This is a genomic window from Actinosynnema sp. NPDC002837, assembly GCF_040295345.1.
Lineage (GTDB): Bacteria > Actinomycetota > Actinomycetes > Mycobacteriales > Pseudonocardiaceae > Actinosynnema.
In genome coordinates, this window is sequence record NZ_JBEOVG010000019.1 from 48,231 (window position 1) to 72,935 (window position 24,705).

Here is a 24,705-nt window from a genome sequence, read left to right on the forward strand (position 1 = left end):
GAGGGTTCATGCGGATAACGGTCACCGTCGACGGCGTCGACTACCGCGACGACGTCGAACCGCGCACGCTGCTGGTGCACTACCTGCGCGAGCGACTCGGCAAGACCGGCACGGTCGTGGGCTGCGACACCAGCAACTGCGGCGCGTGCACGGTCCACCTCGACGGCCACAGCGTGAAGTCCTGCGCCGTGCTCGCGGTCCAGGCGAACGGCCGCGAGGTCACCACCATCGAGGGCGTCGCCCGCGACGGGCAGCTGCACCCCGTCCAGCAGGCGTTCCACCAGAACCACGCGTTGCAGTGCGGTTTCTGCACCCCCGGCATGATCATGCAGGCCATCGACCTGCTCGCGGACAACCCCGACCCCGACGAGGACGAGGTGCGGCACGGCCTGGAGGGCAACCTCTGCCGCTGCACCGGCTACCAGAACATCGTGCGCGCCGTGCGTGACGCCGCGAAGAGGATGAGCCCCGGCTCCGGCCCCGAAGCGGAGCGCGTGGACGAGACGGCGCTGGTCGACCGCGCCCCGATGCACGCCGGGGGTGGCGAATGACCGCCACCGCCGAACCGGAAGCCGGCGCGCGGGAGATCGGCCAGGCCCGCCGCCGCAAGGAGGACGCCCGGCTGATCACCGGCGCGACCCGGTGGACCGACAACATCCAGCTCGCCGGGATGCTGCACCTGGCCGTGCTGCGCAGCCCGGTCGCGCACGCCCGGATCACCTCGATCGACGTCACCGAGGCCGTCCGGATGCCCGGCGTGCTGCTCGCGCTCACCGGCCAGGACCTGGCCGCCGAGCAGGGCAGCCTGCCGTGCGCGTGGCCGATCACCGAGGACATGCTGGCGCCGCCCGCGCCGTCGCTGGCCGTCGACCGGGTGAACTTCGCCGGCGAGGCCGTCGCCCTGGTCGTGGCCCGCAGCGCCGCCGAGGCGCACGACGCGCTGGCGCTGATCGACGTGGACTACGAGGACCTGCCGGTCGTGCTCGACCTGGCGGAGGCGGTCGGACCGGACGCCGACCTCGTCCACCCCGACCTGGGCACGAACAAGAGCGCCACCTGGGTGTTCGACTCCGCCGAGGCGGGCACCGGGTCCGACGTCGACCGGGCCGTGGCCGACTCGGAGGTGGTGGTCGAGCGGACGTTCCGCCAGCAGCGGCTGATCCCGGCGTTCATGGAGCCCCGCTCGGTCGTGGTCGACCCGTCACCCGACTCGGTGACGATGTGGTCGTCCACGCAGGTGCCGCACCTCCTGCGGTGGATGCTGGCGGCCGTGCTCGGCATCCCGGAGCAGCAGCTCCGCGTCATCGCGCCCGACGTCGGCGGCGGCTTCGGCGGCAAGCTCCAGGTCACGCCGGAAGAGGTGCTGACCCTGCTGGTCGCGCGCCGGCTGGGCAAGCCGGTCAAGTGGACCGAGTCGCGCACCGAGTCGATGCTGTCCGGCCACCACGGCCGCGACCAGCTGCAGCGCATCACGATCGCGGCCCGCCGCGACGGCACGGTCACCGGCCTGAAGGTGGACCTGCTCGCCGACATGGGCGCCTACCTGCGGCTGATCTCGTCGGGGGTGCCGATCCTCGGCGCGTTCATGTTCAACGCCATCTACAAGTTCCCGGCCTACCGGTTCACCTGCACGAACGTGTTCACCAACAAGGTGCCGACCGACGCGTACCGCGGCGCGGGACGGCCCGAGGCCACGTTCGCCATCGAGCGGATCATGGACGAGCTGGCCGCCGAGCTGGGCGTCGACCCGCTGGAGCTGCGCGAGCGGAACTGGATCAAGCACGACGAGTTCCCGTTCACCACGGTCGCGGGCCTGACCTACGACTCGGGCGACTACGAGGCCGCCACCGCCCGCGCGAAGGAGCTGTTCGGGTACGACGCGCTGCGCGCGGAGCAGGCCGAGCGCCGCGCCAACGGCGACCAGGTGCAGCTGGGCATCGGCATCTCCACCTACACCGAGATGTGCGGGCTCGCGCCGTCACGCGTGCTCGGCGCCCTGCGGTACGCGGCGGGCGGCTGGGAGCACGCGGCGATCCGGATGCTGCCCACCGGCAAGGTCGAGCTGATCACCGGCACCTCGCCGCACGGCCAGGGCCACGTGACGGCGTGGAGCCAGATCGTGGCCGACCGGCTCGGCGTGCCGTTCGAGGACGTCGAGGTGCTGCACGGCGACACGCGCGTCTCGCACCGCGGCCTGGACAGCTACGGCTCGCGGTCGCTGGCCGTCGGCGGCGTGGCGGTGGCGCTGGCCGCGGACAAGGTGCTGGCCAAGGCGCGCACGGTCGCCGCGCACCTGATGGAGGTCGCCGAGGACGACGTCGAGTTCACCGCCGGCGCGTTCTCCGTGCGCGGCACGTCCACGACCATGGCCCTCGGCGACGTGGTGGTGGCCGCGCACGTCGCGCACGACCTGCCCGACGGCGTGGAACCCGGCCTGGACGCCGAGGCCACGTTCGACCCGGAGAACTTCTCCTACCCGCACGGCACGCACCTGTGCGCCACCGAGGTCGACACGCGGACCGGCGCGGTGAAGATCCGCTCGTACGTGTGCGTGGACGACGTCGGCAAGGTGGTCAACCCGATGATCGTGGAGGGCCAGGTGCACGGCGGCCTGGCGCAGGGCATCGCGCAGGCCCTCTACGAGGAGGCGGTGCACGACGAGAGCGGCACGCTCACCACGGCCACCTTCGCCGACTACCTGCTGCCCTCCGCGGTCGACCTGCCGCACTTCACCACCGACCGCACCGAGACACCGGCGACCAGCAACCCGCTGGGCGTGAAGGGCGTCGGCGAGGCGGGCACGATCGCGTCCACGCCCGCCGTGGTCAACTCGATCGTCGACGCCGTGCGGCACCTGGGCGTCACCGACGTCGAGATGCCGTGCACCCCGATGCGGGTGTGGAAGGCGATCCAGGGCCGCGGTGGCGGCGTGCCGACCACGCCCGGCGCGGGCGGCGGCCTCGGCTCCCTCGACTCGCGCGCCGCCGACGAGCGGGGAGGTGCGGAATGATCCCGGCCGAGTTCGACTACGTCGCGCCCACCACGGTGGACGAGGCGGTGCGCGCGCTGGCCGCGGGCGGCGAGGACGCCAAGGTGATGGCCGGCGGGCAGAGCCTCATCCCGGTGCTGCGGATGCGGCTGGCCGTGCCGACCGTGGTGGTCGACCTGTCCGGGCTGACCGAGCTGACCGGCGTGCACGACGACGGCGACTCGCTGCGCATCGGCGCCATGACCACGCACTACGAGGTGCAGCGCGACCCGCTGGTGCGCGAGCACGCGGGGCTGCTGCGGCTGGCCACGGACACCGTCGCCGACCCGCAGGTGCGCCACCGGGGCACGTTCGGCGGCTCGCTCGCCCACGCCGACCCGGCGGGCGACCTGCTCGCGCCCGCGTTGGCGCTGGACGCGGTGATGGTGTGCGCCGGGCCGGGCGGCACGCGCGAGGTGCCCGCGGCGGAGTTCTTCGTCGACTACTTCACCACCGCGTTGGCGCCCGACGAGCTGCTCACCCACGTCAAGGTGCCCAAGCTGACCGGCTGGGGCGCGCACTACGAGAAGTTCAACCGCGTGGCGCAGGCGTGGTCGATCGTGGCGGTGGCCGCGGCGGTGCGGGTGGCCGAGGGCCGGATCGCCGACGCGCGGGTCGGCCTGACCAACATGGGCTCGACCCCGGTGCGGGCCCGCGGCGTGGAGGAAGCGCTGGTCGGGCAGCCCGCGACGGCCGAGGCGATCACGGCGGCGGCCACCCGGGCCGCCGAGGGGGCCGACCCGCCCAGCGACGGCAACGCCGACGCCGAGTACCGGTCGCACCTGGCCCGCGTGCTCACCGAGCGGGCGGTGACGGCCGCGGTGAGCGCATGAAGCTCGAGCACCGGTTCGCCGTCCCCGCGCCCGTGCCGGACGTGTGGGCGGCGCTGCTCGACCCGGAGAAGGTGGCGCCGTGCATGCCGGGCGCCACCCTCACCGGGGTCGAGGGGCGGAAGTTCACCGGCACGGTCAAGGTCAAGCTCGGGCCCGTCACGCTGCTGTACAAGGGGACCGGCGAGTTCACCTCCGTCGACGAGCGGGTGCACGCGGCCGTGCTGAAGGCGTCCGGCAAGGACACCAGGGGCAACGGCACCGCGTCCGTGTCCGTGTCCGTGGCGCTGGTGTCGGCCTCGGACGGCACCGAGGTGTCCGTGGTCACGGACCTGAGCATCACCGGCCGTCCCGCCCAGCTCGGCCGGGGTCTGATCAGCGAGGTCAGCGGCAGGATCATCGGCGAGTTCGCGGAATGCCTGGCGACGCGGCTCGCGCCGGCGGAAGCTGAGGAGGTGACTGCTACGGAGACCGCCGCCAAGCCGCACCTGCGCGCCGTGCCCGACGAGCCGATCGACCTGCTCGACACGGCGGGCGTGCCCCTGCTCAAGCGGGTGCTGCCGGTCGTGGCCGGGCTGCTGGTGGTGGCGCTGCTGGTGCGCAGGCTCCGCGGGCGGCACCGCTGAACGCGCGCGGCGGGCGACCGGTCCTCGGGCTGGTCGCCTGCCTCTGCCTGCTCGCGGCCTGCACCGGGTCGCCGGTGGTGATCACGTCCGCGCGGTCCGCGCCCGTGACCACCACGTCGTCCGAGCCGGAGCCGCCGTCGTTCACCCTGGCCGCGGGCGGCGACATCCTGATCCACCCGGCGCTGACCGAGCAGGCCGACGCCGACGGCGCGCGGAACTTCGTGCCGCTGCTGGAGGGGCTGCGCGAGGCGATCGACGCCGACGTGTCGATCTGCCACCTGGAGACGCCGCTGTCCGCGCCGGGCGCGCCGACCTACGGCTACCCGGCGTTCAGCGCGCCGCCCGAGGTCGCGTCGGCGTTGAAGGAGATCGGCTACGACAGCTGCTCCACCTCGTCCAACCACACCCTCGACCGGGGCGCGCCTGCCATCAGGACGACGTTGGACGTGATGGACGCGGCCGGGCTGAAGCACACCGGCTCGTTCCGCTCGCCGGAGGAGTCCGCGGCCCCGTTGCTGCTGGACGTGGGCGGGGTGAAGGTCGGGCACATCGCGTTCACCTACGGGTTCAACGGCATCCCGCTGCCGCAGCCGTGGATGGCGAACCAGCTCTCCACGGAGGGCGTGCTGGCCGCGGCGCGCGCGGCGAAGGCAGCCGGCGCGGAGGTCGTGGTGGCGAGCCTGCACTGGGGCAACGAGTACCAGCACGAGGCGACGCCGCAGCAGCGGGAGATGGCGCGGGCCGTCCTCGCCGACCCGGCGGTGGACCTGATCATCGGCACGCACGTGCACGCCGTGCAGCCGATCGAGCAGATCGGCGGCAAGTGGGTCGTCTACGGCATGGGCAACGAGGTGGCCCGCCACTCCGAGCCGCGGGGCATCACGGAAGAGGGCATCGTCACCCGCTTCAAGTTCGTGAAGGGACCGTCCGGCTGGGCGGTCCAGGAGGCGTCCTACGTCCCGACCCTGGTCGAGTTCGGCCCACCCATCCGCGTGGTCGACCTGACCCGCGTCCCGGCCACCCCGCGCCGGGCGGAAGCCCTCGCCCGCACCGACGGCGTCGTGCGCAGCCTGGGCTCCACCATCGCCCACCCGTGACCGGGGCCGGCAGGCCGTAACGCTCCGAAACCGTTGGGGCGAAACGGAAAACCACTTGTCACCCACTCAGTTATTACCGGCCGGGATCCCGAGCCGGGCAGAAGACGTACGCGGCCGGCTGTGCTCCACTCGATGGGCGAACATTCACGGGCAGCCACTGCGACGAACGTCGTGACGCCCACTGTGGAGGGAGGCTCCAATGTCTGTTCACACCTTGACCCTGCCGGTCGCCTCGCCCGGCGACCTGGCGCGGCTGAGCACGCTGGTGGCGGAGCCCGAGTCGGAGTTGTCCGACCCGCCGCTGCCCGTGCCGAACGCCGCCGGCGTCCTCCTGCTCGGCCTGCTGCTGGCGCTCTCGCCGGGCACGCCGAAGGAGCCCGCGAAGTAACGCCCACCGTCCGAGCTCGAACGAACGTGCGACGGGAGTGCCGTGGACGCGTCGTCCTGTGCGCGTGACGCCGCGGACCTGGCCGGTCGGGTGCTCGGCGCGCTGAGGGGTGGCGGTGGGGTCGACCTCGCCGCCTTCCTCGAGTCGCGCGCCGACCCGACCGCCGGGCTCGGCGCGGTCCGGTTGGTCGGCGCGGACGTCTTCCTGCCGCACGTGGTGCTGAACCGCCCGCTGGACGCCCAGGACGTGGAAGTCGTCACGGCGTCCCTCGCGGTGTTCCCGCCGGTCGCGGAGCCGGCCGCGCCGGAGCAGCGGGTGATGGCCTGGCACGACTGGTCCACCGCCCGCCTGCTCGCGCGCGTCACGGGCGACGCGGCCGTCGCGACGCCCGAGGACCCGGCCGGCGTGCTGGGCCCGGCGCGGGAGTGGGCGCGGTGGTCGGTGGCCGTGGCGCAGCTGTCGTCGTTGGCCCACCCCGGCGCGACCGGTCCCGTGGTGGACGCGGTGGTGGCGCAGCCGCTGGCCCTGTGCCGGGGCGTGCTGCGGACCGTGCTGCGGCGGGACTTCGCCACCGCGAGCCGCCTGACCCGCTGGGTCGCCTTCGTGCACGCCGCGGGCGCCCCGCTGCCGTTCAGTCCGGTGATGCTGGTCGAGCACGTCGCGTTGCGGGTGGGCCCGGAGCCGCGGCGGCTGCTCGACCTCGTGGTCGCCCGTCACCTGGTGGGTGAGCCGTGACCACGGTGGTCCACATCGCCCACGACGTCACCGCGGGAGCCCTCGGCTGGTTGCACGCCCACCGCGAGCTGGGCGCGTTCGAGGACGACGCCACCGCGGACCTCAACGACCCGAACGGGGTCTACAAGTCGCTGTGCGAGCTGGCGCTCGTGTCGTCGCTGGTGCTGCGCGAGGGCGTGGCCGGCACGGCGGAGCAGGCGGCGGCGCGCGAGCTGCTGGACTTCTCCTGGGGCCAGTTGCGCGACGGCGACCTGCTCTACGAACGCCAGCTGCGGCACGCCCTGCTCACCGACCCGCTGGAGACCTACGTCCACCACGCCCGCAGCGGCTACCACCACGAGTCGCTGGAGGAGGCCCTCCGCGAGGGCTCGGCCGCGGACTCCCTGACCGAGGTGCTGCCCAACCGGAGGCTGGCCGTGGCCAACGCCCACCGCGTGGTGGGCATCCACCGGGACGACGACCTCATGGCCATGCTCCGGCAGACGTGGCTGGGTCGCACGCCGCAGCCGTGGGCGCTGGACTGGTACACCGCCTACCACCTCACGCACGCCGTCTTCCACTTCACCGACTGGGGCGCGCTGCCGGACGCCCTGCCGGCCGACGTGGTCGAGTACCTGGAGAACTGGCTCCCGGTGTGGGTCGACGTGTGGGCGGAAGCGGGGCAGTGGGACCTGCTCGGCGAGTTCCTGATCGTGGGCGCGTGCCTGCCCGAGCCGCGCTGCGAGGTGGCCGAGTGGGAGCTGTTCGCGAAGGCCCAGCACCCCGACGGGTTCGTGCCGCGCGACACCGACCCGGTCGTCGACGACCCGCGCAAGCGGTTCCACGACCACCAGCACACCGCCGTGGTGGCCGCCGTCGCGGGCACGCTGGCCATGTCCCGGCTGCTCGGCAGCCGCACGTGAGGGACCTGGTCGAGCACCTGCCGGCCGCCGCGCCCGACGCCACGGGGGTGGCGGTCGCGCTGCGCCAGGGCGACCGGGAACTCGTCCTGGTCGGCGGCACGACCGGTCGCCGGGCGTCCTCGCCGGTCACCGGGCACACCCGCTTCGAGCTGGGCTCGCTGACCAAGACGTTCACCGGCCTGCTGCTCGCCGAGATGGCCGGGCGGGGCGAGGTGGACCCGGCCGACCCCGTCCGACGCCACCTGCCGCCGGGATCGGCGCCCTTCCTGGGCCCCGACGTCACCCTGGAGCGCCTGGCCACCCACACCTCCGGCCTGCCCCGCCTCCCGCCCGGCCTGCTGCCGCGGGCGGCGCCGCGCTGGCGCACCAACCCCTACCGCGACTTCGACGCCGACGACTTCGCCGCCGCGCTGCGCCGCACCCGGGCCCGCGCGCCCGGCCGCTACCGCTACTCGAACTTCGGCGGTGCGCTGCTGGGCGAGGCCCTGGCCGCCGCGGCGGGCCGGCCCTACGCCGACCTGCTGGCCGACCGCGTGCTGCGCCCGCTGAACCTGACCGACACGGACTGCTCGGCGTCCGCGCAGGTCACCGGGCATCTGCGGGGACGTCCCCGGCCGCCGTGGGAGATTCCCGGCCTGCCCGCCGCCGGCGCCCTGCGCTCGTCGGCGCTCGACCTGCTGCGCTACCTGACCGCCCACCTGCCGCCGTTCACCGGGCCGCTGGGCCGGGCCGTCGCCGACGCCGCCCGGCCGCGGGTGTCGGCCGGCGACCACGAGGTGTGCCTGGTGTGGAACCTGCGCCGCCGAGCGGGCCGCGAGCTGCTGTTCCACTCCGGCGCCACGCGCGGCTGCACGGCGTTCGCCGCCTTCAGCCCCTCCACGTCGACCGCGTTCGCCGCCCTGGCCAACGCGGGTCCGACCGTGGGCGGCACGTTCGTGCAACGCTGCTACGACGCCGCCTGGTCACTGGTCGACCGCGCCGCGAGCCGCACCTCCAAGCCCCTCGTGTCGAACACCCAGGACCCCTGAACCCCACGCTCAGGACCCGGCGCGGACCCGGTCGAGACGGGCCAGCCACCGGGCCGCGGTCACGTCGTCGGCGGCGAACTCGGCGAAGCGGTCGGGCTCCGGGGCGCGCGCTGGCACGGGCAGGTAGCCGTCCACCGGCAGCAGCGGGTCACCGGTCACGTCACCGTCCATCAGCGACAACGTGCCCAGGCCGCACGCGAAGTCCAGCTCCGGCAACGCACCCGCCAACGCCAACCCGGCCGCCATCCCGACCGACGTCTCCACCGCCGACGACACCACGCACGGCAGCCCGCACGCCTGCGCCACGGCCAACGCCCGCCGCACACCGCCCAGCGGCGCGACCTTGATCACCGCGACGTCCGCCGCACCGGCCACCGCCACCTTCAACGGGTCCTCCGCCCGCCGGATCGACTCGTCCGCCGCGATCCGCACGTCGACCCGCCGCCGCACCGCCGCCAACTCCTCGATCGACGGGCACGGCTGCTCGACGTACTCCAGGCCCTGGGCCGCCCGTTCCAGCTCGCGGATCGCGCGCACGGCCGCGTCCACGTCCCACGCCATGTTCGCGTCCACCCGGATGGCACCGGACGGCCCGAGCGCGTCCCGCACCGCCTCGACGCGCGCCAGGTCGTCGGCGAGCGGCGTGCCCGGGTCGGCCACCTTCACCTTCGCCGTGGCGCAACCCGAACGGGCCACGATGGCGTGCGCGCGTTCCGGGGAGACGACGGGAACCGTGCAGTTGACCGGGATCCGGTCGCGGACCGGCGCGGGCCACCCCTGCTCGGCGGCCTCCAGCGCGCACGCCAGCCACGGCGCGCACTCGTCGTCGGAGTAGTCGAGGAACGCGCAGAACTCACCCCACCCGGCGGGCCCTTCCAGCAGCACGCCCTCGCGCACCGTGATGCCGCGGAACCGGTTGCGCATCGGGATCGAGTAGACCAGCACCGGACGAGCTTAGAGCGGGTCCAGCGCGGCGACCCGGCGCAGTGCGGCGCCGGTGAGCTCCGGGTCCAGCTCCTCCACGACGATCCGCAGCGCCGACTCGAACTGGTCGAGGCGACGGTCCAGTTCGGCCAGCTCGCGGGTCGGCTCGGCGATCGCGGCGGCCAGGCCGGGCCGGTTCTCGGTCCGCCGCAACGCCTCCCGCACCGGCTGGCTGTCCCGCAACGCCAGCAACGCCCGCCACAGCAGCAGTTCCACCCGCGCGACCCGCCGCGCGTCCAGGTCCCGCATGGCGTCGAAGTGGGCGCACAGGCGGCCGGCGCGGCGGCGTTGGCCGGGATCGGTGAACTGCTCGCAGTGCACGACGTCCCGCGCGTCGGCCGCCAGCACGACGTCCCACTCGGACGGCCGCGCCCAGACCCGTTTCCCCTTCGCCGCACGGCGGATCGCGTCGAGGTCGGCCTCGGGCCGCCACATCCACCAACGGGGTAACGGCGCGATCCGGGTCACCGGTCCTTAATAGCGTTCTTCTCCCGGAGCGCAAAATCCTCGGGCCCGCCCCGACCCGGAGGCGGGTCGGGGCGTCCCGGTGCGTCGGCTCAGCCGACCTCGGGCAGCTTCGGGCCGAGCAGGTCGTCCGCGTCCACGATCTTGTACGCGTAGCCCTGCTCCGCCAGGAACCGCTGCCGGTGCGCCGCGTAGTCGGTGTCCAACGTGTCCCGCGACACGACCGAGTAGAAGTGCGCCTGCCGACCGTCGCCCTTGGGCCGCAACAACCGGCCCAGCCGCTGCGCCTCCTCCTGCCGCGACCCGAACGTCCCCGACACCTGCACGGCCACCGACGCCTCGGGCAGGTCGATGGAGAAGTTCGCCACCTTCGACACCACCAACGTCCGCAGCTCGCCGCGCCGGAACCGGTCGAACAGGGCCTCGCGCTCCTTGTTCTTCGTCGAGCCCTGGATGATCGGCGCGTCCAGCGCCTCGCCGAGCGACTCCAACTGGTCCAGGTAGGCCCCGATCACCAACGTCGGCTCGTCGGGGTGCCGGTCCAGGATCGCCTTCACCACCGGCAGCTTCGTCCGGGCCGTGGAGCACAGCTTGTAGCGCTCCTCCGCCTCGGCCGTCGCGTACTCCAGCCGCTCGTTGTCGGTCAACGTCACCCGCACCTCGACGCACTCGGCGGGTGCGATCCAGCCCTGCGCCTCGATGTCGCGCCACGGCACGTCGTACCGCTTCGGCCCGATCAGCGAGAACACGTCGCCCTCCTGGCCGTCCTCGCGCACCAGCGTCGCGGTCAGCCCGAGGCGGCGGCGCGACTGGAGGTCGGCCGTCATCCGGAACACCGGCGCGGGCAGCAGGTGCACCTCGTCGTAGACGATCAGGCCCCAGTCCCGCGAGTCGAACAGCTCCAGGTGCTTGTACTCGCCCTTCGACTTGCGGGTGATCACCTGGTAGGTCGCGATGGTGACCGGCCGGATCTCCTTGCGCTCGCCGGAGTACTCGCCGATCTCGTCCTCGGTCAACGAGGTCCGCGCGACCAGCTCCCGCTTCCACTGCCGACCGGCCACGGTGTTGGTGACCAGGATCAACGTGGTCGCGCCCGCCTCGGCCATCGCCGCCGCGCCGACCAGCGTCTTGCCCGCGCCGCACGGCAGCACGACCACGCCCGAGCCGCCCGCCCAGAACGCCTGCGCGGCCCGGCGCTGGTAGTCGCGCAGCTCCCAGCCGTCCTCGACCAGGTCGATCGGGTGGGCCTCGCCGTCGACGTACCCGGCCAGGTCCTCCGCCGGCCAGCCGATCTTGAGCAGCAGCTGCTTGAGCCGGCCGCGTTCGCTCGGGTGCACGACCACCGTGTCGTCGTCCACTCGCGCGCCCAGCATCGGCTTGACCTTCTTGTGCCGGAGGACCTCCTCCAGCACGGCGCGGTCCAGCGAGTTCAGCACCAGGCCGTGCGCGGGGTGGTTGGCCAGCTGGAGCCGGCCGAACCGGCCCATCGTGTCGACCACGTCCACCAGCAACGGCTGCGGCACGGGGTAGCGGGAGAACCGGACCAGCGCGTCGACCACCTGCTCGGCGTCGTGGCCGGCGGCGCGCGCGTTCCACAGCGCCAGCGGCGTGATGCGGTAGGTGTGGACGTGCTCGGGCGCGCGTTCGAGCTCGGCGAACGGCGCGATGGCGGTGCGCGCGTCGTCCGACAGCGGGTGCTCGACCTCCAGCAGCAGGGTCTTGTCCGACTGGACGATCAAAGGGCCGTCGGTCACGGGTGCGCGCTCCTGTCGCTTGGTGTCCTTCAAGTGTGCCTACCGCGTGCAAGTCGAAAGCGGACAGTACGCGCACGTGCACGCAACGCTTACGGACTCGGTTCGGTAAAGCCGCGTACGCCCTTGTGGTGCAGCCGATAGCGTCCCTGCGCCCCACCGCGACCCTACGCGCGGATGCACTGGGGCCCTCCCCGGATGAACGAAGGTCCACATGAGCACGGACATGCCCGCGTCCGCACCGCAGTACCAGAACGGTCCGCAGCACCAGGGCGCCCCGCAGTTCCACAACGCCCCGCAGGGCCAGCCGATTCCGCCTGCGCCGAAGAAGAAGGGCATCGTCGCGCGCATCCTCACCGCGATCATCGGTATCGCGGTGGCCGGTGTGGTCGTCTACGGCATCAACTACTTCACCAGCGACGCGGCGCAGACCAAGGCCGGCGACTGCGCGAACGTGACCGGCACGAACACGAACCCGGAGTTCAAGACCGTCGACTGCGGCACCCCCGAGGCGAACTACACCGTCGGCCAGGTGCTCGACTCCACCAGCGCGAAGTGCGCCGGCGACTACTACGACGAGTACACCGAGCGCGCCCGTCGTGGCCCGGACGCGAAGCTGTGCCTGGTGCCGAACCTGGTCGAGGGCAGCTGCTACGACCTCGACAACACCTCGCAGATGGGCTACCCGGCCGTCGACTGCGGCAAGGCGGGCACGGTCAAGCTGGTCAAGCTGATCAAGGGCACCGCCGACGAGAGCGCCTGCACCGAGGGCGCGCCGCTGACGTTCCCCGAGCCGAAGACGACCCTCTGCTTCGCGCCCACCGAGGAAGCCTGACCCACCTCGCGAGCGCGCGGCCGTCCCTGACGTCCTCGTCCGACAGGACGGGGCGGGACGCCCGCCGAGCCGCGAGCGGCTGATCCACCTCGCGGGTGCGCGTGGCGCTACCTTCTGTGGCGTCACGCGCACCCGTCCAGCGAGGATGATCATGAGCAACGAGCCGAGTCGACCCGCCGACGACGACGCGCCGACCGGGGCCGCCGGCGATCCCGCCGCCCGTCCCGACGTGCCGCCCGCCGACGCCGAGCGCATCGCGGCCTCGCGGGACGCCGCCGCGTCGGCCGACGAGCGGGACCTCGCAAGCCCCGCGTCGTCCGGTCTGGGCTCCGGTCCCGGCTCCACCGAGCCCGACGACACCGCCCCCGAGCCGGGCTCCGCCGCCGGGGAACGCCCGGTGGCCGGCAACGAGCCCGTGACGCCCGCCGGCCCGACCGCCGTGCCCGGCGCGCGGCCGGCCCCCGCCGCGGACCCCGTGGCCGCCGCTCCGGCGCCCGCGGCGAACGGGACCGGCAAGTCCGGCGGCGGTGGCCGGAAGATCCTCATCGGCGTGCTGGTCGTGCTGCTGATCGGCATCGTCGTCTACGGCGTGCGCTACCTCACCAGCGATCCCGCCAACGCCGAGGTCGGCGACTGCGTCAGCGTGTCCGCCGAGGCCGACAACCGGGCCGAGGTCGACACCCTCGACTGCTCCGCCGACGAGGCCTCCTACAAGGTGGCCAAGGTCCTGGAGACCACCGACGCCACCTGCCCCGAGGACGGCCTCTACACCGAGATCGTCCCGGCCGCGAGCGTCGGCGACGGCTACAAGCTGTGCCTGCTGCCCAACATGGCCGAGGGCTCCTGCTACAAGCCCGACGAGGGCACCGGGTTCGTCAAGACCGGGTGCACCGGCCCCGAGACCATCAAGGTGGTCAAGGTCATCGAGGGCGCCGCGGACCTGGAGGCCTGCCCCGACGGCGCGGGCATGGCCTACCCGGAGCCGCCCGTCACGTACTGCCTGGCGCCCGCCGAGATGTGACGCCCGTGACCACCGGCGGGTGAACCCGCTCAACCCGGCGCGCGACCGTGCCGATGCCCTGTTCCATGCGGAAGATCGGGTGGGGCCTCGGGGTGGTCGCGGTCGTGGTGGCGGGCGCGTTCGCGTTCACGCTGCTCACCGGCGGGCCCGAGCGCGCCGAGCCGGGCGGCTGCGGGCACATCGAGAAGGCCGAGAAGGGTGTCGCCAGGTACCGGCCGCTCGACTGCGGGGCCCACGAGGCCAACGTGCGGGTGGCCAAGGTCGTCGACCAGGGCTCGCAGTGCCCCACGGGCGGCGCGCCGTACACGGTCTTCACGCTCGCGGAGACGTTGTGCCTGATGCCCAACTTCGTGCAGGGCGCCTGCTACCAGGGCGACCGCGAGTCGGGGATGAAGAAGGTGGAGTGCACGGCCGCCATGGCGATCCGGGTGGCGAACGTGGCCCGTGAGCCGGTGGAGTGCGCCAACGGCCAGAAGTTGACCTACGTGGAGCCCTCCGTCACGTTCTGCCTGGTCCGCGCGTCCGACAAGGGCTGAAATCGCTGCGCCCACGCGGCGCGCGAGGGTACGTTCCGCTCGTTCGCAGTCGAGAGGAACGCCAGGTGACCACCCCACCCGACCAGCCGCCCCACGGCTTCCCGCCACCCCAGCAGCCCGGCTGGGGTCCGCCGTCGTCGCCGCAGGGCTTCCCGGCCCCACCGCCCTACCCGCACCAGTCGTACCCGCAGCAGCCCCACCAGCAGCCCTACCCGCAGCCGGGGTACGGGCAGGAGCCCGGTCACGCGCAGCAGGCCCCCGGCTACCAGCCGATGCCCGGCTACCCGGACCAGCCGCCGCAGTACGCGCAGCCCCAGCACCCCGACCAGGGCCAATTCCCGGGCGGGCCCCAGTACCCGGGTCAGCCCGGCCAGTTCGGCCAGCCCGGCCAGCCCGGCCAGTTCGGCCAGCCCGGTTACCCGCAGCAGTTCCCGCCCCCGCCGGCCAAGGGCACGTCCCGCGGCGCGAAAGCGCTGGTCGCGGTCGTGGCGCTGGGCATCGTGGGCATCGTCGTCGCGGGCATCATCGCGAACATCACCGGCCCGTCGGGCGCCGAGGCGGGCGACTGCATCAAGGTCATCTCCGCCTCGGTCACGGACGCCGACGTCGAGAAGATCGAGTGCTCGTCGCCCGAGGCGGCCTTCAAGGTGGCCGCCAACCTGGACAGCAGCACCGACTCCTGCCCGCCCGGCGACTACTCCGAGTACTCCGACCGTGGCGGTCGGCGCAGCAACGGCTTCAAGCTGTGCCTGATGCTCAACGCGGAGGAGGGCGACTGCTTCAAGGAGGACGGCACGATTGTCGCGGCCAAAACCACCAAGGTGACCTGCGATTCGAGCGCCTCGTACAAGGTGGGCAAGGTCGTGCGGGGCCGGGCGGACGAGAACGAGTGCGAGAGTGGCGACACCGTGACCGTTTACTCACAGCCCGCTACGACGATCTGCTTGACGGAAGCTTGATCGAGTGACCGCGTCGTGACGCGGTCGCCGCCGGATCGAGTTCCAACCGACGCGGAAATCGAAAAGAACAAGGGGCCTTCCCGCAATGGGAAGGCCCCTATCGCACGAGTTTCGCTGACGGTGAGTCAGTTGGTGGTTCCAGGCGGCAACAACCCGCCGACGTCCAACCGCTCCGGCAGCACCTCTTCGGTGTCCATCATGTCGGCGACGCGCTGCAGCCGGACCGGGTTGAGCGACAGCGGGAACGTGCCGACGGACACCAGCGCCGCGGTCTGCTGGTCGACGTCCATGTAGCCGGTCAGCGCGTTCTGCACGGACAGCTTGTCGTTCGACGCCGCCTCCTGCGCGTCCCGCAGGACCTGCCGGAACAGGGCCAGCGTGCGCGGGTTGCCGTCGGCGAACTTCTTGCTCGACGCGTACCCGGACATGGGGAAGTCCTTGGTCGGGCCGACGGCGGTGTCGGTGAGGATGCGCGCACCTGCCCCTGCCTGGGCCTGCGTGATGTACGGCTCGGTCATCCACGCCGCGTCGACCTGCTTGGCCTGCATCGCGGAGACCATCTGCTCGAACGGCATCTCGGACGGCCTGATCCGCTGCTTCTCCACGCCCGCCGTCTTGAGCACGGCCTTCGTGGTCAGCGCGCCGACGTCACCGGTCGACGGCACCGCGATGCGCGGGTTGGGCAGCTTGCCGGGGCTGTCGTAGTTCGGGTCGAGCGTGACCAGCGCCATCGTGTTCGCGCCCGCCTGGTACGCCTCGCCCTGCAGCTGCAGCTGGGTGCCCTCGGCGTAGCTGCGGAACAGCGTGACGTGCGTCGCCCAGGTCAGGTCCAGCGTGGTGTCGAGCTGCTTGATGCCCTCGGACTCGTTGTTCAGCGGCACCAGCTGCACCTGCAACCCGGCCTTCTCGAACAGCTTGTTGTTGAACGCGAGGCGCAGCGGTGCGACGTCCACCACCGGCAGCACACCGATGCGCAGTGTGTTGCGTTCCACCTCGGGGCGGCTGTTCCCGTCGGTGCCGGGGATCAGTCCGCACGCCGTCAAGGTGGCGGCACAAGCGAACAACGCTGCCGCACGTCGCAGAACACGCGCTGGGGTAGGCATGGCACCTCTCGCCGGGATGACCTCGAGAGCGGGGTCTTTTGATCAACGAATTTCTCGACGCACTTGTCGATGTCCGGGATGGTAACCACCCGGAGGTATGAAACGACAGCCCTGCTCCGATACGGTGAGTGCTTCCGGAGTCTTCCCCGGGGCTGGGGTCGAGCACTACGCTCCCCGGCTGGTGGCACAGGTCGTCGCAGACCGTCGTGTCCCCGCGAGGGGTGGGGGTGACTAGCCGGCACCACCGCTCCTGTGCTGCAATTCGGCCCGAATTCGAGTCCATGCTTCGGTCCGCGGGGGAGAGGCCGGAACCACTGCTGCCGGAAGAGGAAGCCCAGGGTGGCCCGTCGAGAGAGAGGTCCCAGCCAGTCAGGCGTGGGGATTACACCGCGCTCCGAAAGGCCCGGAACGGGTGACGGACTGGTTGCGCTGAGTGATGGAACTGTGACCGAGCAAACGGGACCGACGACGGGCTCGACCGCGGCCGGACGGGTCGAGCCGACCCGCACGGCCGGCTGGCGCCTGCGCAACTGGCGACTGCCCACCAAGCTGACGGCCGTCCTGCTGATCCCGACCATCGCCGCGGTCGCTCTCGGCGGCCTGCGCGTGAACTCGGACCTCGCCGACGCGGCGGACCTCAACCGGCTCGCGAACCAGATCCAGCTGGAGTCGGCGGTCGCCGACCTGGTGCAGCAGCTGCAGCGCGAGCGCGACCTGAGCGCGAGCCACGTGGCGTCGGGCAAGCAGCTCGACCGCGTGGTCCTCGACCGCCAGCTGCGCCGCGTCGAGGACACCGTCCAGGCCCTCAACGCCAAGATCGTGGACCTCAGCGCCGACCTCGACGACGAGGTGGTGACCCGGTTCCGCCGGGCGTCCAGCCAGCTCAACCGGCTCAACAGCCTCCGCAACGCGGTCCGCGAGACGCAGTACCCGTCCGACGCCGTGATGCGCACCTACTCCGAGTCCGTGGAGAGCCTCCTCGACCTCGGCGAGCAGGCCATCGCCGGCATCAACGAGCCCGAGCTCGTGCGGCTGCACCTGGCCACCAACGCCATTGCCCGCATCAAGGAGCAGGAGTCGCGCAAGCGCGGCATCATGCTCGACGTCTTCCAGCGCGGCGCGTTCGGCCCGGGCCAGGAACGCCAGCTGCTGGCCGCGAACGCCGAGCTGGACGCGGCCCGCAACGACTTCCGCAAGTCCGCCACGGCCGACCAGGCGAAGATCTACGACGACACCGTCACGGGTCTGATCGTCGACACCGCGAACGACATGCAGGAGACGGCGCTGAACCTGGCCGCCGCCGACAAGCCGATGACGTCGCTGCGCCCGGAGAAGTGGGACATCGCGTCCACGCTGACCGTGAACCTCACCCGGGACGTGGAGAACCTGCTGCTGGAGCAGCTGCAGAACCGGACCGACGAGCTGACCGGCGTGGCCCGCGCCGCGGCGTTCCGCGACTCCGGCATCGTGCTGGGCGCGTTGCTGCTGGCCCTGGTCATGGCGCTGTTCGTGGCCCGCTCGATCCTCAACCCGCTGCGCACGCTGCGCCGCACCGCGCTCGCGGTGGCCGACCACGGCCTGCCCGAGGCGGTCAACCGGATCCTCGCCGACCCGAACCCGCAGGAAGCGGCGAAGACGGCCATCGCGCCGGTGCCGATCACCACCCGCGAAGAGGTCGGCCAGGTGGCCCGGGCGTTCGACGCGGTGCACGGCGAGGCCGTGCGGCTGGCCGCCGAGCAGGCCCTCCTGCGCGACAACGTCAACTCGATGTTCGTCAACCTGTCCCGCCGCTCGCAGGCCCTGGTCGAGCGCCAGCTGAACCTGATCGACCGGCTGGAGCAGGACGAGCAGGACCCCGACCAGCTGGCCAGCCTGTTCGAGCTGGACCACCTCGCCACCCGCATGCGGCGCAACAGCGAGAACCTGCTGGTCCTGTCCGGCACGGACCTGTCCCGGCGGCTGACCCGCCCGGTCCCGGCCGCCGAGGTGCTCGGCGCCGCGGTGTCCGAGGTCGAGCAGTACGCCCGCGTGCAGGTCGGCCAGACCCCCGAGCTCACCGTCCAGGGCCGCGCGGTCAACGACCTCGTGCACCTGATCGCGGAGCTGCTCGACAACGCCACCGCGTTCTCCGACCCGGTGACGAAGGTCACCGTGCGCACCGCCCGCACCCGCAAGGGCGAGCTGGCGATCGAGATCCAGGACCGCGGCGTCGGCATGGGCGAGCAGGAGATCAACGACGCCAACGAGCGGCTGGCCGACCCGCCGGACGTGGACGTCGCGGTGTCCCGCCGGATGGGCCTGTACGTGGTCGCGCGGCTGGCCAAGCGGCACGACATCAAGGTGCGGCTGCGGTCGAACGAGGACATCGAGGGCGGCACCACCGCGCTCGTGCTCGTGCCCGACACGCTGGTCGCCTCGCCCGGCGCGATGGGCTCCCCGATGGGCGCCGAGCCCGCCTCGGCGTTCGGCGACTCCGGTTTCGCGGACGCCGGGTTCGGCGACTCGGCCGGGTTCGGCGACGCCGCTGGCTTCGGCGACTCCGGGTTCGGGACGACGGCGCAGCGCGCGTCCGGCATCGCCGGCGCGTTCGGCACCGGCACCGTGTCCCGCCTGGACGACGACGCGAGCTTCCCGAGCCTGCCGCGCGTCGAGGAGGAGCCGGCGTTCCCGGTGAGCTTCGTGCAGGGCCAGGGCGAGCAGGACCCGGCCCGCGTGCCCGCCTTCGGCGAGGCGCCGGCGTTCGGGCAGGCGCCCGAGGAGACCCCCGCCGAGGTGTCGCAGCCGTGGATGCGCGCGGCGGACGAGCGCGACGTGGAGCGGGAGCCGGAGGGCTCGTTCGGCGAGCCGACCCTGTTCACCGCCTACGAGGACCGCTCCGAGCACGACGCCGACTACGAGCACGGCTTCGAGACCACCCAGTTCGCGCCGCTGGACAGCGGCTTCCTCGTCGAACCGGAGCCCGAGCCCGCCCCGGAGCCCGCGCACCGCAACGGCTCGGCCCCGCAGGCCGCGCCCGCGGCCAGGGAGGTCGACCGCGACCTGGACGCGCCGACCGAGCGGCTGCCGATCTACGAGGCGGTCCTCTCGCAGTGGTTCCAGGCCGTGGGCAGCGAGACGTCGGCGGCGACCGCGCAGGCGGTGCCACCGGCGCCGGCCGCGGAGCCGGAGCCGGTCGAGTCGGCGCTGCCGACCCGCAGGCCGCGCCCGATCCCGCCGGTCGCGCCCACCACGTCGGCCGACCCGCTGCCCTCGCGAGGGCTGCTCGACTCGGGCCAGAACGCCCAGCCCAGGCGCGAGCCGGAGGGCGGTGCGCTGCCCCAACGGGGCGAAGCGACGACCGACCGCGCCGAGGGCACTAGTCTGACCGAGGGCGGGCTGCCCAAGCGGCGGCCCGGATCACCCAACAACCTGCCCAAGCGCGCCGCGGAGGTGTCCCGCGTGACCGAGCCCGAACCGGTCGCCGAACCCGAGCCGGCCGCGCCCGCCGCCGAGGCGGTGTGGGAATCCCCCGCCGACGAGGGCTGGCAGGCGGCACAGGCCTTGCTGAACAAGGCGCCCGAGACCACGACACAGGCGGGGTTGCCCAAGCGGGTGCCCAAGGCTCAGCTTGTGCCGGGATCCGCCGCACCGAAGCCGACGGCCTCGGAGCGGCAACCGCAGCGGCCCCCGCTGCCACCACGATCGGCTGACGCGATCCGTGGACGCATGTCGAGTCTTCAGCAGGGCGTCCGTCGAGGGCGACACGCTTTGATCGACGCTTACGCTGGTGACATGTCGAGCCGGCAAGACGAGGAGCAGGAGTGACGACCGCAGCTCAGCCAGGCAGCTTTGGTTGGCTTATCACCGACTTCGTGCGCCGGGTTCCCGGTGTGGCACATTCCGTGGTCGTGTCGGCGGACGGGCTGTTGCTCGCCGGCTCGCAGGGCCTGCCCCGCGACCGCGCCGAACAGCTGTCCGCCGTGGCATCCGGGCTCGTCAGCCTCACGGCGGGCGCGGCTCGGTGCTTCGAGGCGGGCACGGTCAACCAGACCGTGGTCGAGATGGAACGGGGCTACCTGTTCCTGATGTCGATCAGCGACGGGTCGTGCCTCGCGGTGCTCGCGGCCCCCAACTGCGACATCGGCCTCGTCGCGTACGAGATGACGTTGCTGGTCGAGCGCGTGGGCCAGCAGCTCACCCCGGAGCTGCGCGCGCAGCTCCAGGGCGTGGTTCGGCGGTAGATCCTCATGAGATCGTGGGGGTGAAGGTAAATGGCTGAACGATCTGGCGCCGGCGGCCGACGCTTCGGTAGGAACTTCGACTACCAGGAGTGGGCGGTCGGCGGCTTCCAATTCGCTGAGCCGGATGCCGACCCCGCACAGGACGAGGAAGCCGAGGACGCACCCAACTCGTGGCGAGGCCGCCGGGCGGAACAGGCGCAGCGGTCACGGGTCGAAGGCACAGGGCAGGGGCAAGGCGATATGTCTCAGCGTGAGGTTGACGACTCGTCGTACGACTACGACGACGTTCCCAACCGGTTCGACATCGACGGGTACGGCAGCGGCCTGTTCGGAGGTCCGGGAGCCGATCTCTTCGGCGCGCACGGCCTGCCGGACAGCGTGCCGGAACAGGTGCCCTACACGACCGGCCCGCAGCCGGTCGTGCGGCGCGAGGAGAACCCCGCGGCGGAGTCCGGGTCGCTGGTCCGCCCGTACACCCGGACCGGTGGCCGGACCCGGCCCGACTACGACCTCGCGATCGAGGCGCTGGTGTCGACCAGCGAGCGAGGTCTCGAACGCGACGCGGCCGTGCTCCCCGAGCACCGGTCGATCTGCGGGCTGTGCACCGACACCAGGTCGGTGGCCGAGGTCGCCGCCCACCTCCGGCTCCCGCTCGGCGTGGCCAGGGTGTTGATCGGCGACATGGCGAGCATGGGTTTGGTTTTGATTCATCAGGGTGGCTTGATCACGGGGGACAAGCCGTCCATTGATTTCCTTGAGAGGGTGCTCAGTGGGCTTCGCAGGCTCTAGCCCCAACGCGGCCGATGGCGAACGGAAGCCGACGACCTCCGCGAAGATCGTGGTGGCCGGTGGCTTCGGCGTGGGCAAGACTACGTTCGTCGGTTCCGTGTCGGAGATCGTTCCGCTGACCACCGAAGCGGTGATGACGGAGGCCAGTGCGGGGGTCGACGACCTCTCGGCGACGCCGAACAAGGTCACCACGACGGTGGCCATGGACTTCGGTCGGGTGTCGTTGGACCAGGATCTGATCCTGTACTTGTTCGGGACACCGGGTCAGCACCGGTTCTGGTTCATGTGGGACGACCTGGTGAAGGGTGCGATCGGTGCGATCGTGCTGGTGGACACGCGTCGGTTGGCGGACGCGTTCGCGTCGATCGACTTCTTCGACGACCGGCAGTTGCCGTACGTGGTCGGGGTGAACTGCTTCGACGGTCTGCTGCACCACCGGATCGAGGATGTCCGGGAGGCGTTGACGATCGACCAGTCGGTGCCGATAGTGACGTGCGACGCGCGCAACCGGCAGTCGACCAAGCAGACGTTGATCACGCTGGTCGAGCACGCCATGCGCCAGTGGATGTCGGTCCGCGCGGGTTGATCGGCTTCCCGGTCGGCCGGTGCGGGTGGTGACGGTTTCGCGTCGAAGGGCGGTCTCCTCGTAGGAGGCCGCCCTTCAGCGTCCGTCGACCTGGCTCGGCGACGGTCCTCGTCGGTCGTCCGGTTGGGCCAGGCGGAAGCCGAGGATGAACGCCTGCGTCCGGTTGCGCGCGTCTTCACGGGCGCGTGCCATGTCGCGGCCGGCTTCGCCGTCACGGCGAGCCTTGTCCGCCTTGACGTCCTTCCACGAACGAGCCATCGGTCAGTCCCTCCACGGGCGTGCGTGCGGTCGGCGAGGTGCTCGGGCGAACCTCCGATCGGCCACCGGGACGTCGCGTTCGCACCAGCTCCGCCGATCGCGGCCTCTCCTTGTCCCGGCGGTGCCACCACGTCGAAGGGCGGTCTCCTCGTAGGAGGCCGCCCTTCGACGTGCCCGAGCAGGCGGGGGTGGCCCGGCCGTTCGACGCACGGGTGGTGTGCGGCGCGAGCGCCGCGACTCGACGCTAGGGCGTGAAGGGTTCACCGATCGGGTGATCATCAGTGCCGAACGGGGGGTTACGCGTCGTCACCCTCGACCAGGGCGGCGGACGTGATGCGGTGCAGGGGGAACCGGCGCACCTCGCCGTAGCTGACGTCGACGCCCTCCAGCACGCCACCGCCCACGACCTGCGGCGTGATCACGCGGCGGGCCGCCGTGCCGTGGCCGTCCACGAAGTCGACCAGCACGCTGCGACCCTCCCGCGCCGCCCGCTGCAGCAACGCGAGCGTGGCCGACGGTCCCGCGCCCAGGTGACCCGGCACCGAGACCCGCGCACCGCCGGTGGTCGTCGCCGCGCGGTCGCCCGCCCGCACCAGCCGCACCAGCTCGTCCAGCTGCTCGTCCGACGGCGCGCCCGGCTGCACCGGCCTGCGCCGCCCCTTGCCCGCGATCCGCCGGCCACCGGCCCGCAGGTCCAGCACGTGGCCGTCCGGGCCCTCGGCGGCGGGCGCGAAACCGGCCTCGCGCAACCCGTCCAGCACCTCCGCCAGCGGCAACGGGCTGACCAGCACGGTCGGCGCGATCTTGCGCAGCGCCAACCGCTCGGCCGCGGCGTGCGACATCACCTCGGTGATCAGCACGGGGTCGTCGCAGCGCAGGAACGACCCGGCCGCACCACCCCGCAACCGGCCGTGCTTTCGCGCCGCGTCGTCGATCAGGTACGTCAACGACTGCGGCACCGGCGTGCGCGACCGGGTCTTGAACAGCTCGTGCAGGTCGGCGGCGCTGCGCCCGGCGTCGAACGCCCGCCGCACCGAGCCCTCGCGCACCCGGTAGACGGTGGCGCTGCCGGCCGACTCGACGTCCGCGACCAGCGCGATCTCGTCGGCCAGCTCCGGGTCCAACCGCCCGGGCGCGACCACGGTCAGGTCGGCCTGCACCAGCACGTGGTCGACCGGCGCGGGCAGCGCGTCGCCCAGCCGCTTCGCCGCCGCGCCGGGACCCTCGGACAGCAGCGTGCGGCCCTGGGCGGTGATGGCGTTGTGCGCGAGGACGCCGACCTGCGTGCCCTCGTCCACGGTCCACCGCACCAGCTCGTCGCGCAGCCGCCCGCCACGCCGCGGCGCCCGCCACGCCAGCACGGCGGCCAGCTCGTCCGGCTCCATCACGGCGGTGCCGGGCTCCAACGCGGCCAGCGCCTCGAGGATGCGCTTGCGGTCACGGGGCGCGCCCGGCCGGTTCAGCTCCGGCGCCAGCGGGTTGAGCAGCCGGTCCCGGTCGTCGCGCCGCCCGATCAGACCGGGCAGCCGGGGCAGGTCGAGCCACGCCTGGGCCAGCGTCGCCCACCGGTGCTCGGGCGCGGCGACCAGCCACGCGTCGGTCTGCGTGGTGGGCACCCACTCGGGTTCGAGGCCCTCGGTGTCGGCGACCAGGCCCGCGTTGACGACCAGCTCGACCAGCAGCGCGGCCCGGCGCTCGTCCACGTCGAGGTCCTTGGCGAGCTTGCGCAGCTCCCGCACGCCGACGCCGCCCGACCGCAGCACCGCCGGCGGGTCCTCCGACCAGCTCTTGAGCAGCGTCTCCACGTGCCGGCAGAGCTCCAACGCCTCCCCGCCGCCGGTGTGGTCGACGTCGGACGGGTCGCGGCGGAACGTGGTGAGCGGCGGTTCGGTGGTCTGGATCGCGCCGAGCGGTCGGTCGCCGCGCACCTTCAGCCCGATCTCGCGGGGCAGCTCGACGGTCTGCGCGTCGCGCCGGACCAGCAGGCCGCGGGCGAGCAGCTTCTGGATCGGCGTGCGGGCTCCCGCGAGGGAGACGACGTGCGCGGCGTCCTTGGTCTGGCCGACGGGCGGACCGGCCGCGAGGGTCTGCAGGACGCGGAGCTCGTCGGGGTCGAGGGCGGTGAGGTCGGCGGTGGCGAGCCGGGGCACCGAGCGGCCGAGGCCGCAGGGGAACGGGTTGACCGCGTCACGGCTGGCCGGCGGGGTGCTGAGCGCGTGGTCGCCGCCCCAGAGCAGGGCACGGGCGCGCAGCGCGTCGAGCGGCGCGCTGATGTCGGTCGGCCCGAACAGCTCCTGCACGGCGGTCCGGCCGACCGGCGCGAGGTCGGCGTCCAGCACCAGCAGCGCTTCGAGGACGGTCAACGTCAGCGTGTCGAGGTCTTCACAGGCCCGCGCCACGGACGCCCGCGACCCGATGCGGGTGGCGAGCACGGTCGTGTCCGCCGGTGGGGGCGTGGCCAGGTCCGGCCGGGCGCGCAGCAGAGCCACGAGCGCGGAGTCGTCCTGCGCCCGCAGCCACTCGGCGAGGGTCGTGCCGGACATCCTCACCACGGTATATGCCGA

The 24,705-nt window shown here is 72.7% G+C and carries 23 protein-coding genes; 17 read left to right on the plus strand and 6 right to left on the minus strand.

What is annotated here, in order from left to right:
• Window positions 1-8: 8 nt before the first annotated feature.
• The 9 genes from ABTZ99_RS16475 to ABTZ99_RS16515 all read left to right on the plus strand — a co-directional run bounded on the left by ABTZ99_RS16475 (window position 9) and on the right by ABTZ99_RS16515 (window position 8,634).
• On the plus strand, window positions 9-551 hold the full coding sequence (locus ABTZ99_RS16475; RefSeq protein ID WP_498777685.1) for a (2Fe-2S)-binding protein: 543 nt from the start codon (window positions 9-11) through the stop codon (window positions 549-551).
• Entirely contained in the window at window positions 548-3,010 is a 2,463-nt protein-coding gene (locus ABTZ99_RS16480; protein ID WP_499612025.1) for a xanthine dehydrogenase family protein molybdopterin-binding subunit, read from the plus strand. Before ABTZ99_RS16475 ends, ABTZ99_RS16480 begins: the two co-directional genes overlap by 4 nt.
• Entirely contained in the window at window positions 3,007-3,861 is an 855-nt protein-coding gene (locus tag ABTZ99_RS16485) for an FAD binding domain-containing protein (RefSeq protein ID WP_499612027.1), read from the plus strand. The genes ABTZ99_RS16480 and ABTZ99_RS16485 overlap by 4 nt, the downstream gene beginning before the upstream one ends.
• On the plus strand, window positions 3,858-4,484 hold the full coding sequence (locus ABTZ99_RS16490) for an SRPBCC family protein (RefSeq protein ID WP_499612029.1): 627 nt from the start codon (window positions 3,858-3,860) through the stop codon (window positions 4,482-4,484). Before ABTZ99_RS16485 ends, ABTZ99_RS16490 begins: the two co-directional genes overlap by 4 nt.
• Window positions 4,481-5,581, plus strand: coding sequence for a CapA family protein (locus tag ABTZ99_RS16495; RefSeq protein WP_499612095.1), 1,101 nt, complete (start codon window positions 4,481-4,483; stop codon window positions 5,579-5,581). The genes ABTZ99_RS16490 and ABTZ99_RS16495 overlap by 4 nt, the downstream gene beginning before the upstream one ends.
• Window positions 5,582-5,780: 199 nt before the next feature.
• Entirely contained in the window at window positions 5,781-5,969 is a 189-nt protein-coding gene (locus ABTZ99_RS16500) for a hypothetical protein (protein WP_498777677.1), read from the plus strand.
• 42 nt (window positions 5,970-6,011) lie between these two features.
• Window positions 6,012-6,704, plus strand: coding sequence for a hypothetical protein (locus ABTZ99_RS16505; RefSeq protein WP_499612031.1), 693 nt, complete (start codon window positions 6,012-6,014; stop codon window positions 6,702-6,704).
• Window positions 6,701-7,606, plus strand: coding sequence for a DUF6895 family protein (locus ABTZ99_RS16510; RefSeq protein WP_498777673.1), 906 nt, complete (start codon window positions 6,701-6,703; stop codon window positions 7,604-7,606). The genes ABTZ99_RS16505 and ABTZ99_RS16510 overlap by 4 nt, the downstream gene beginning before the upstream one ends.
• Window positions 7,603-8,634, plus strand: coding sequence for a serine hydrolase domain-containing protein (locus ABTZ99_RS16515; protein ID WP_499612033.1), 1,032 nt, complete (start codon window positions 7,603-7,605; stop codon window positions 8,632-8,634). The genes ABTZ99_RS16510 and ABTZ99_RS16515 overlap by 4 nt, the downstream gene beginning before the upstream one ends.
• Window positions 8,635-8,643: 9 nt before the next feature.
• Here the strand turns inward: ABTZ99_RS16515 and ABTZ99_RS16520 are convergent, their stop codons facing one another.
• From ABTZ99_RS16520 to ABTZ99_RS16530, 3 genes are all read right to left on the minus strand, one after another.
• A complete protein-coding gene (locus ABTZ99_RS16520; protein ID WP_499612035.1) occupies window positions 8,644-9,579 on the minus strand; it encodes an o-succinylbenzoate synthase in 936 nt (311 codons plus the stop codon).
• A gap of 9 nt (window positions 9,580-9,588) precedes the next feature.
• Window positions 9,589-10,053, minus strand: coding sequence for a hypothetical protein (locus ABTZ99_RS16525; protein WP_498777666.1), 465 nt, complete (start codon window positions 10,051-10,053; stop codon window positions 9,589-9,591).
• Between the two features lie 122 nt (window positions 10,054-10,175).
• A complete protein-coding gene (locus ABTZ99_RS16530) occupies window positions 10,176-11,837 on the minus strand; it encodes a DNA repair helicase XPB (protein ID WP_498777664.1) in 1,662 nt (553 codons plus the stop codon).
• A 211-nt stretch (window positions 11,838-12,048) separates the two neighbouring features.
• Between ABTZ99_RS16530 and ABTZ99_RS16535 the strand changes: the two genes are divergently transcribed.
• From ABTZ99_RS16535 to ABTZ99_RS16550, 4 genes are all read left to right on the plus strand, one after another.
• Entirely contained in the window at window positions 12,049-12,669 is a 621-nt protein-coding gene (locus ABTZ99_RS16535; protein WP_499612038.1) for an LppU/SCO3897 family protein, read from the plus strand.
• A gap of 151 nt (window positions 12,670-12,820) precedes the next feature.
• Window positions 12,821-13,690 (plus strand): LppU/SCO3897 family protein, encoded by an 870-nt coding sequence (locus ABTZ99_RS16540; protein ID WP_499612040.1) that lies wholly within the window; start codon window positions 12,821-12,823, stop codon window positions 13,688-13,690.
• Window positions 13,691-13,755: 65 nt separating this feature from the next.
• Window positions 13,756-14,226, plus strand: a complete 471-nt coding sequence (locus ABTZ99_RS16545) for an LppU/SCO3897 family protein (protein ID WP_498777658.1) — start codon at window positions 13,756-13,758, stop codon at window positions 14,224-14,226.
• A gap of 65 nt (window positions 14,227-14,291) precedes the next feature.
• Window positions 14,292-15,185 (plus strand): LppU/SCO3897 family protein, encoded by an 894-nt coding sequence (locus ABTZ99_RS16550; RefSeq protein WP_499612042.1) that lies wholly within the window; start codon window positions 14,292-14,294, stop codon window positions 15,183-15,185.
• Between the two features lie 125 nt (window positions 15,186-15,310).
• Here the strand turns inward: ABTZ99_RS16550 and ABTZ99_RS16555 are convergent, their stop codons facing one another.
• Window positions 15,311-16,177 carry an ABC transporter substrate-binding protein gene (locus ABTZ99_RS16555; protein WP_498777654.1) on the minus strand — a complete coding sequence of 289 codons (867 nt, stop codon included), beginning with the start codon at window positions 16,175-16,177 and terminating at the stop codon, window positions 15,311-15,313.
• Between the two features lie 555 nt (window positions 16,178-16,732).
• Here ABTZ99_RS16555 and ABTZ99_RS16560 point away from each other — a divergent pair.
• Genes ABTZ99_RS16560 through ABTZ99_RS16575 form a run of 4 tightly spaced genes read left to right on the plus strand, consistent with a single transcriptional unit; the run spans window position 16,733 to window position 21,883 of the window.
• Window positions 16,733-20,092 carry a sensor histidine kinase gene (locus ABTZ99_RS16560; RefSeq protein WP_498777652.1) on the plus strand — a complete coding sequence of 1,120 codons (3,360 nt, stop codon included), beginning with the start codon at window positions 16,733-16,735 and terminating at the stop codon, window positions 20,090-20,092.
• Window positions 20,089-20,508 carry a roadblock/LC7 domain-containing protein gene (locus ABTZ99_RS16565; RefSeq protein ID WP_033442969.1) on the plus strand — a complete coding sequence of 140 codons (420 nt, stop codon included), beginning with the start codon at window positions 20,089-20,091 and terminating at the stop codon, window positions 20,506-20,508. Before ABTZ99_RS16560 ends, ABTZ99_RS16565 begins: the two co-directional genes overlap by 4 nt.
• A 30-nt stretch (window positions 20,509-20,538) precedes the next feature.
• Window positions 20,539-21,297: a DUF742 domain-containing protein gene (locus tag ABTZ99_RS16570; RefSeq protein ID WP_498777650.1), complete on the plus strand. Its 759-nt coding sequence runs from the start codon at window positions 20,539-20,541 to the stop codon at window positions 21,295-21,297.
• Window positions 21,278-21,883, plus strand: coding sequence for a GTP-binding protein (locus ABTZ99_RS16575; RefSeq protein WP_230569779.1), 606 nt, complete (start codon window positions 21,278-21,280; stop codon window positions 21,881-21,883). Before ABTZ99_RS16570 ends, ABTZ99_RS16575 begins: the two co-directional genes overlap by 20 nt.
• Window positions 21,884-21,958: 75 nt before the next feature.
• Here the strand turns inward: ABTZ99_RS16575 and ABTZ99_RS16580 are convergent, their stop codons facing one another.
• Both ABTZ99_RS16580 and ABTZ99_RS16585 read right to left on the minus strand, forming a co-directional pair.
• Window positions 21,959-22,141 carry a hypothetical protein gene (locus ABTZ99_RS16580; RefSeq protein ID WP_498777648.1) on the minus strand — a complete coding sequence of 61 codons (183 nt, stop codon included), beginning with the start codon at window positions 22,139-22,141 and terminating at the stop codon, window positions 21,959-21,961.
• Window positions 22,142-22,437: 296 nt separating this feature from the next.
• Entirely contained in the window at window positions 22,438-24,684 is a 2,247-nt protein-coding gene (locus ABTZ99_RS16585) for a helicase-associated domain-containing protein (protein WP_499612046.1), read from the minus strand.
• Window positions 24,685-24,705: the final 21 nt, after the last annotated feature.

Excerpts from the sequence above, each read along its gene's own strand:
- ABTZ99_RS16475 (WP_498777685.1), top strand. The coding sequence starts at position 9 with ATGCGGATAACGGTCACCGTCGACGGCGTCGACTACCGCGACGACGTC.
- ABTZ99_RS16480 (WP_499612025.1), top strand. The coding sequence starts at position 548 with ATGACCGCCACCGCCGAACCGGAAGCCGGCGCGCGGGAGATCGGCCAG.
- ABTZ99_RS16485 (WP_499612027.1), top strand. The coding sequence starts at position 3,007 with ATGATCCCGGCCGAGTTCGACTACGTCGCGCCCACCACGGTGGACGAG.
- ABTZ99_RS16490 (WP_499612029.1), top strand. The coding sequence starts at position 3,858 with ATGAAGCTCGAGCACCGGTTCGCCGTCCCCGCGCCCGTGCCGGACGTG.
- ABTZ99_RS16500 (WP_498777677.1), top strand. The coding sequence starts at position 5,781 with ATGTCTGTTCACACCTTGACCCTGCCGGTCGCCTCGCCCGGCGACCTG.
- ABTZ99_RS16525 (WP_498777666.1), bottom strand. The coding sequence starts at position 10,053 with ATGTGGCGGCCCGAGGCCGACCTCGACGCGATCCGCCGTGCGGCGAAG.
- ABTZ99_RS16535 (WP_499612038.1), top strand. The coding sequence starts at position 12,049 with ATGAGCACGGACATGCCCGCGTCCGCACCGCAGTACCAGAACGGTCCG.
- ABTZ99_RS16540 (WP_499612040.1), top strand. The coding sequence starts at position 12,821 with ATGAGCAACGAGCCGAGTCGACCCGCCGACGACGACGCGCCGACCGGG.
- ABTZ99_RS16545 (WP_498777658.1), top strand. The coding sequence starts at position 13,756 with ATGCGGAAGATCGGGTGGGGCCTCGGGGTGGTCGCGGTCGTGGTGGCG.
- ABTZ99_RS16570 (WP_498777650.1), top strand. The coding sequence starts at position 20,539 with ATGGCTGAACGATCTGGCGCCGGCGGCCGACGCTTCGGTAGGAACTTC.
- ABTZ99_RS16580 (WP_498777648.1), bottom strand. The coding sequence starts at position 22,141 with ATGGCTCGTTCGTGGAAGGACGTCAAGGCGGACAAGGCTCGCCGTGAC.
- ABTZ99_RS16585 (WP_499612046.1), bottom strand. The coding sequence starts at position 24,684 with ATGTCCGGCACGACCCTCGCCGAGTGGCTGCGGGCGCAGGACGACTCC.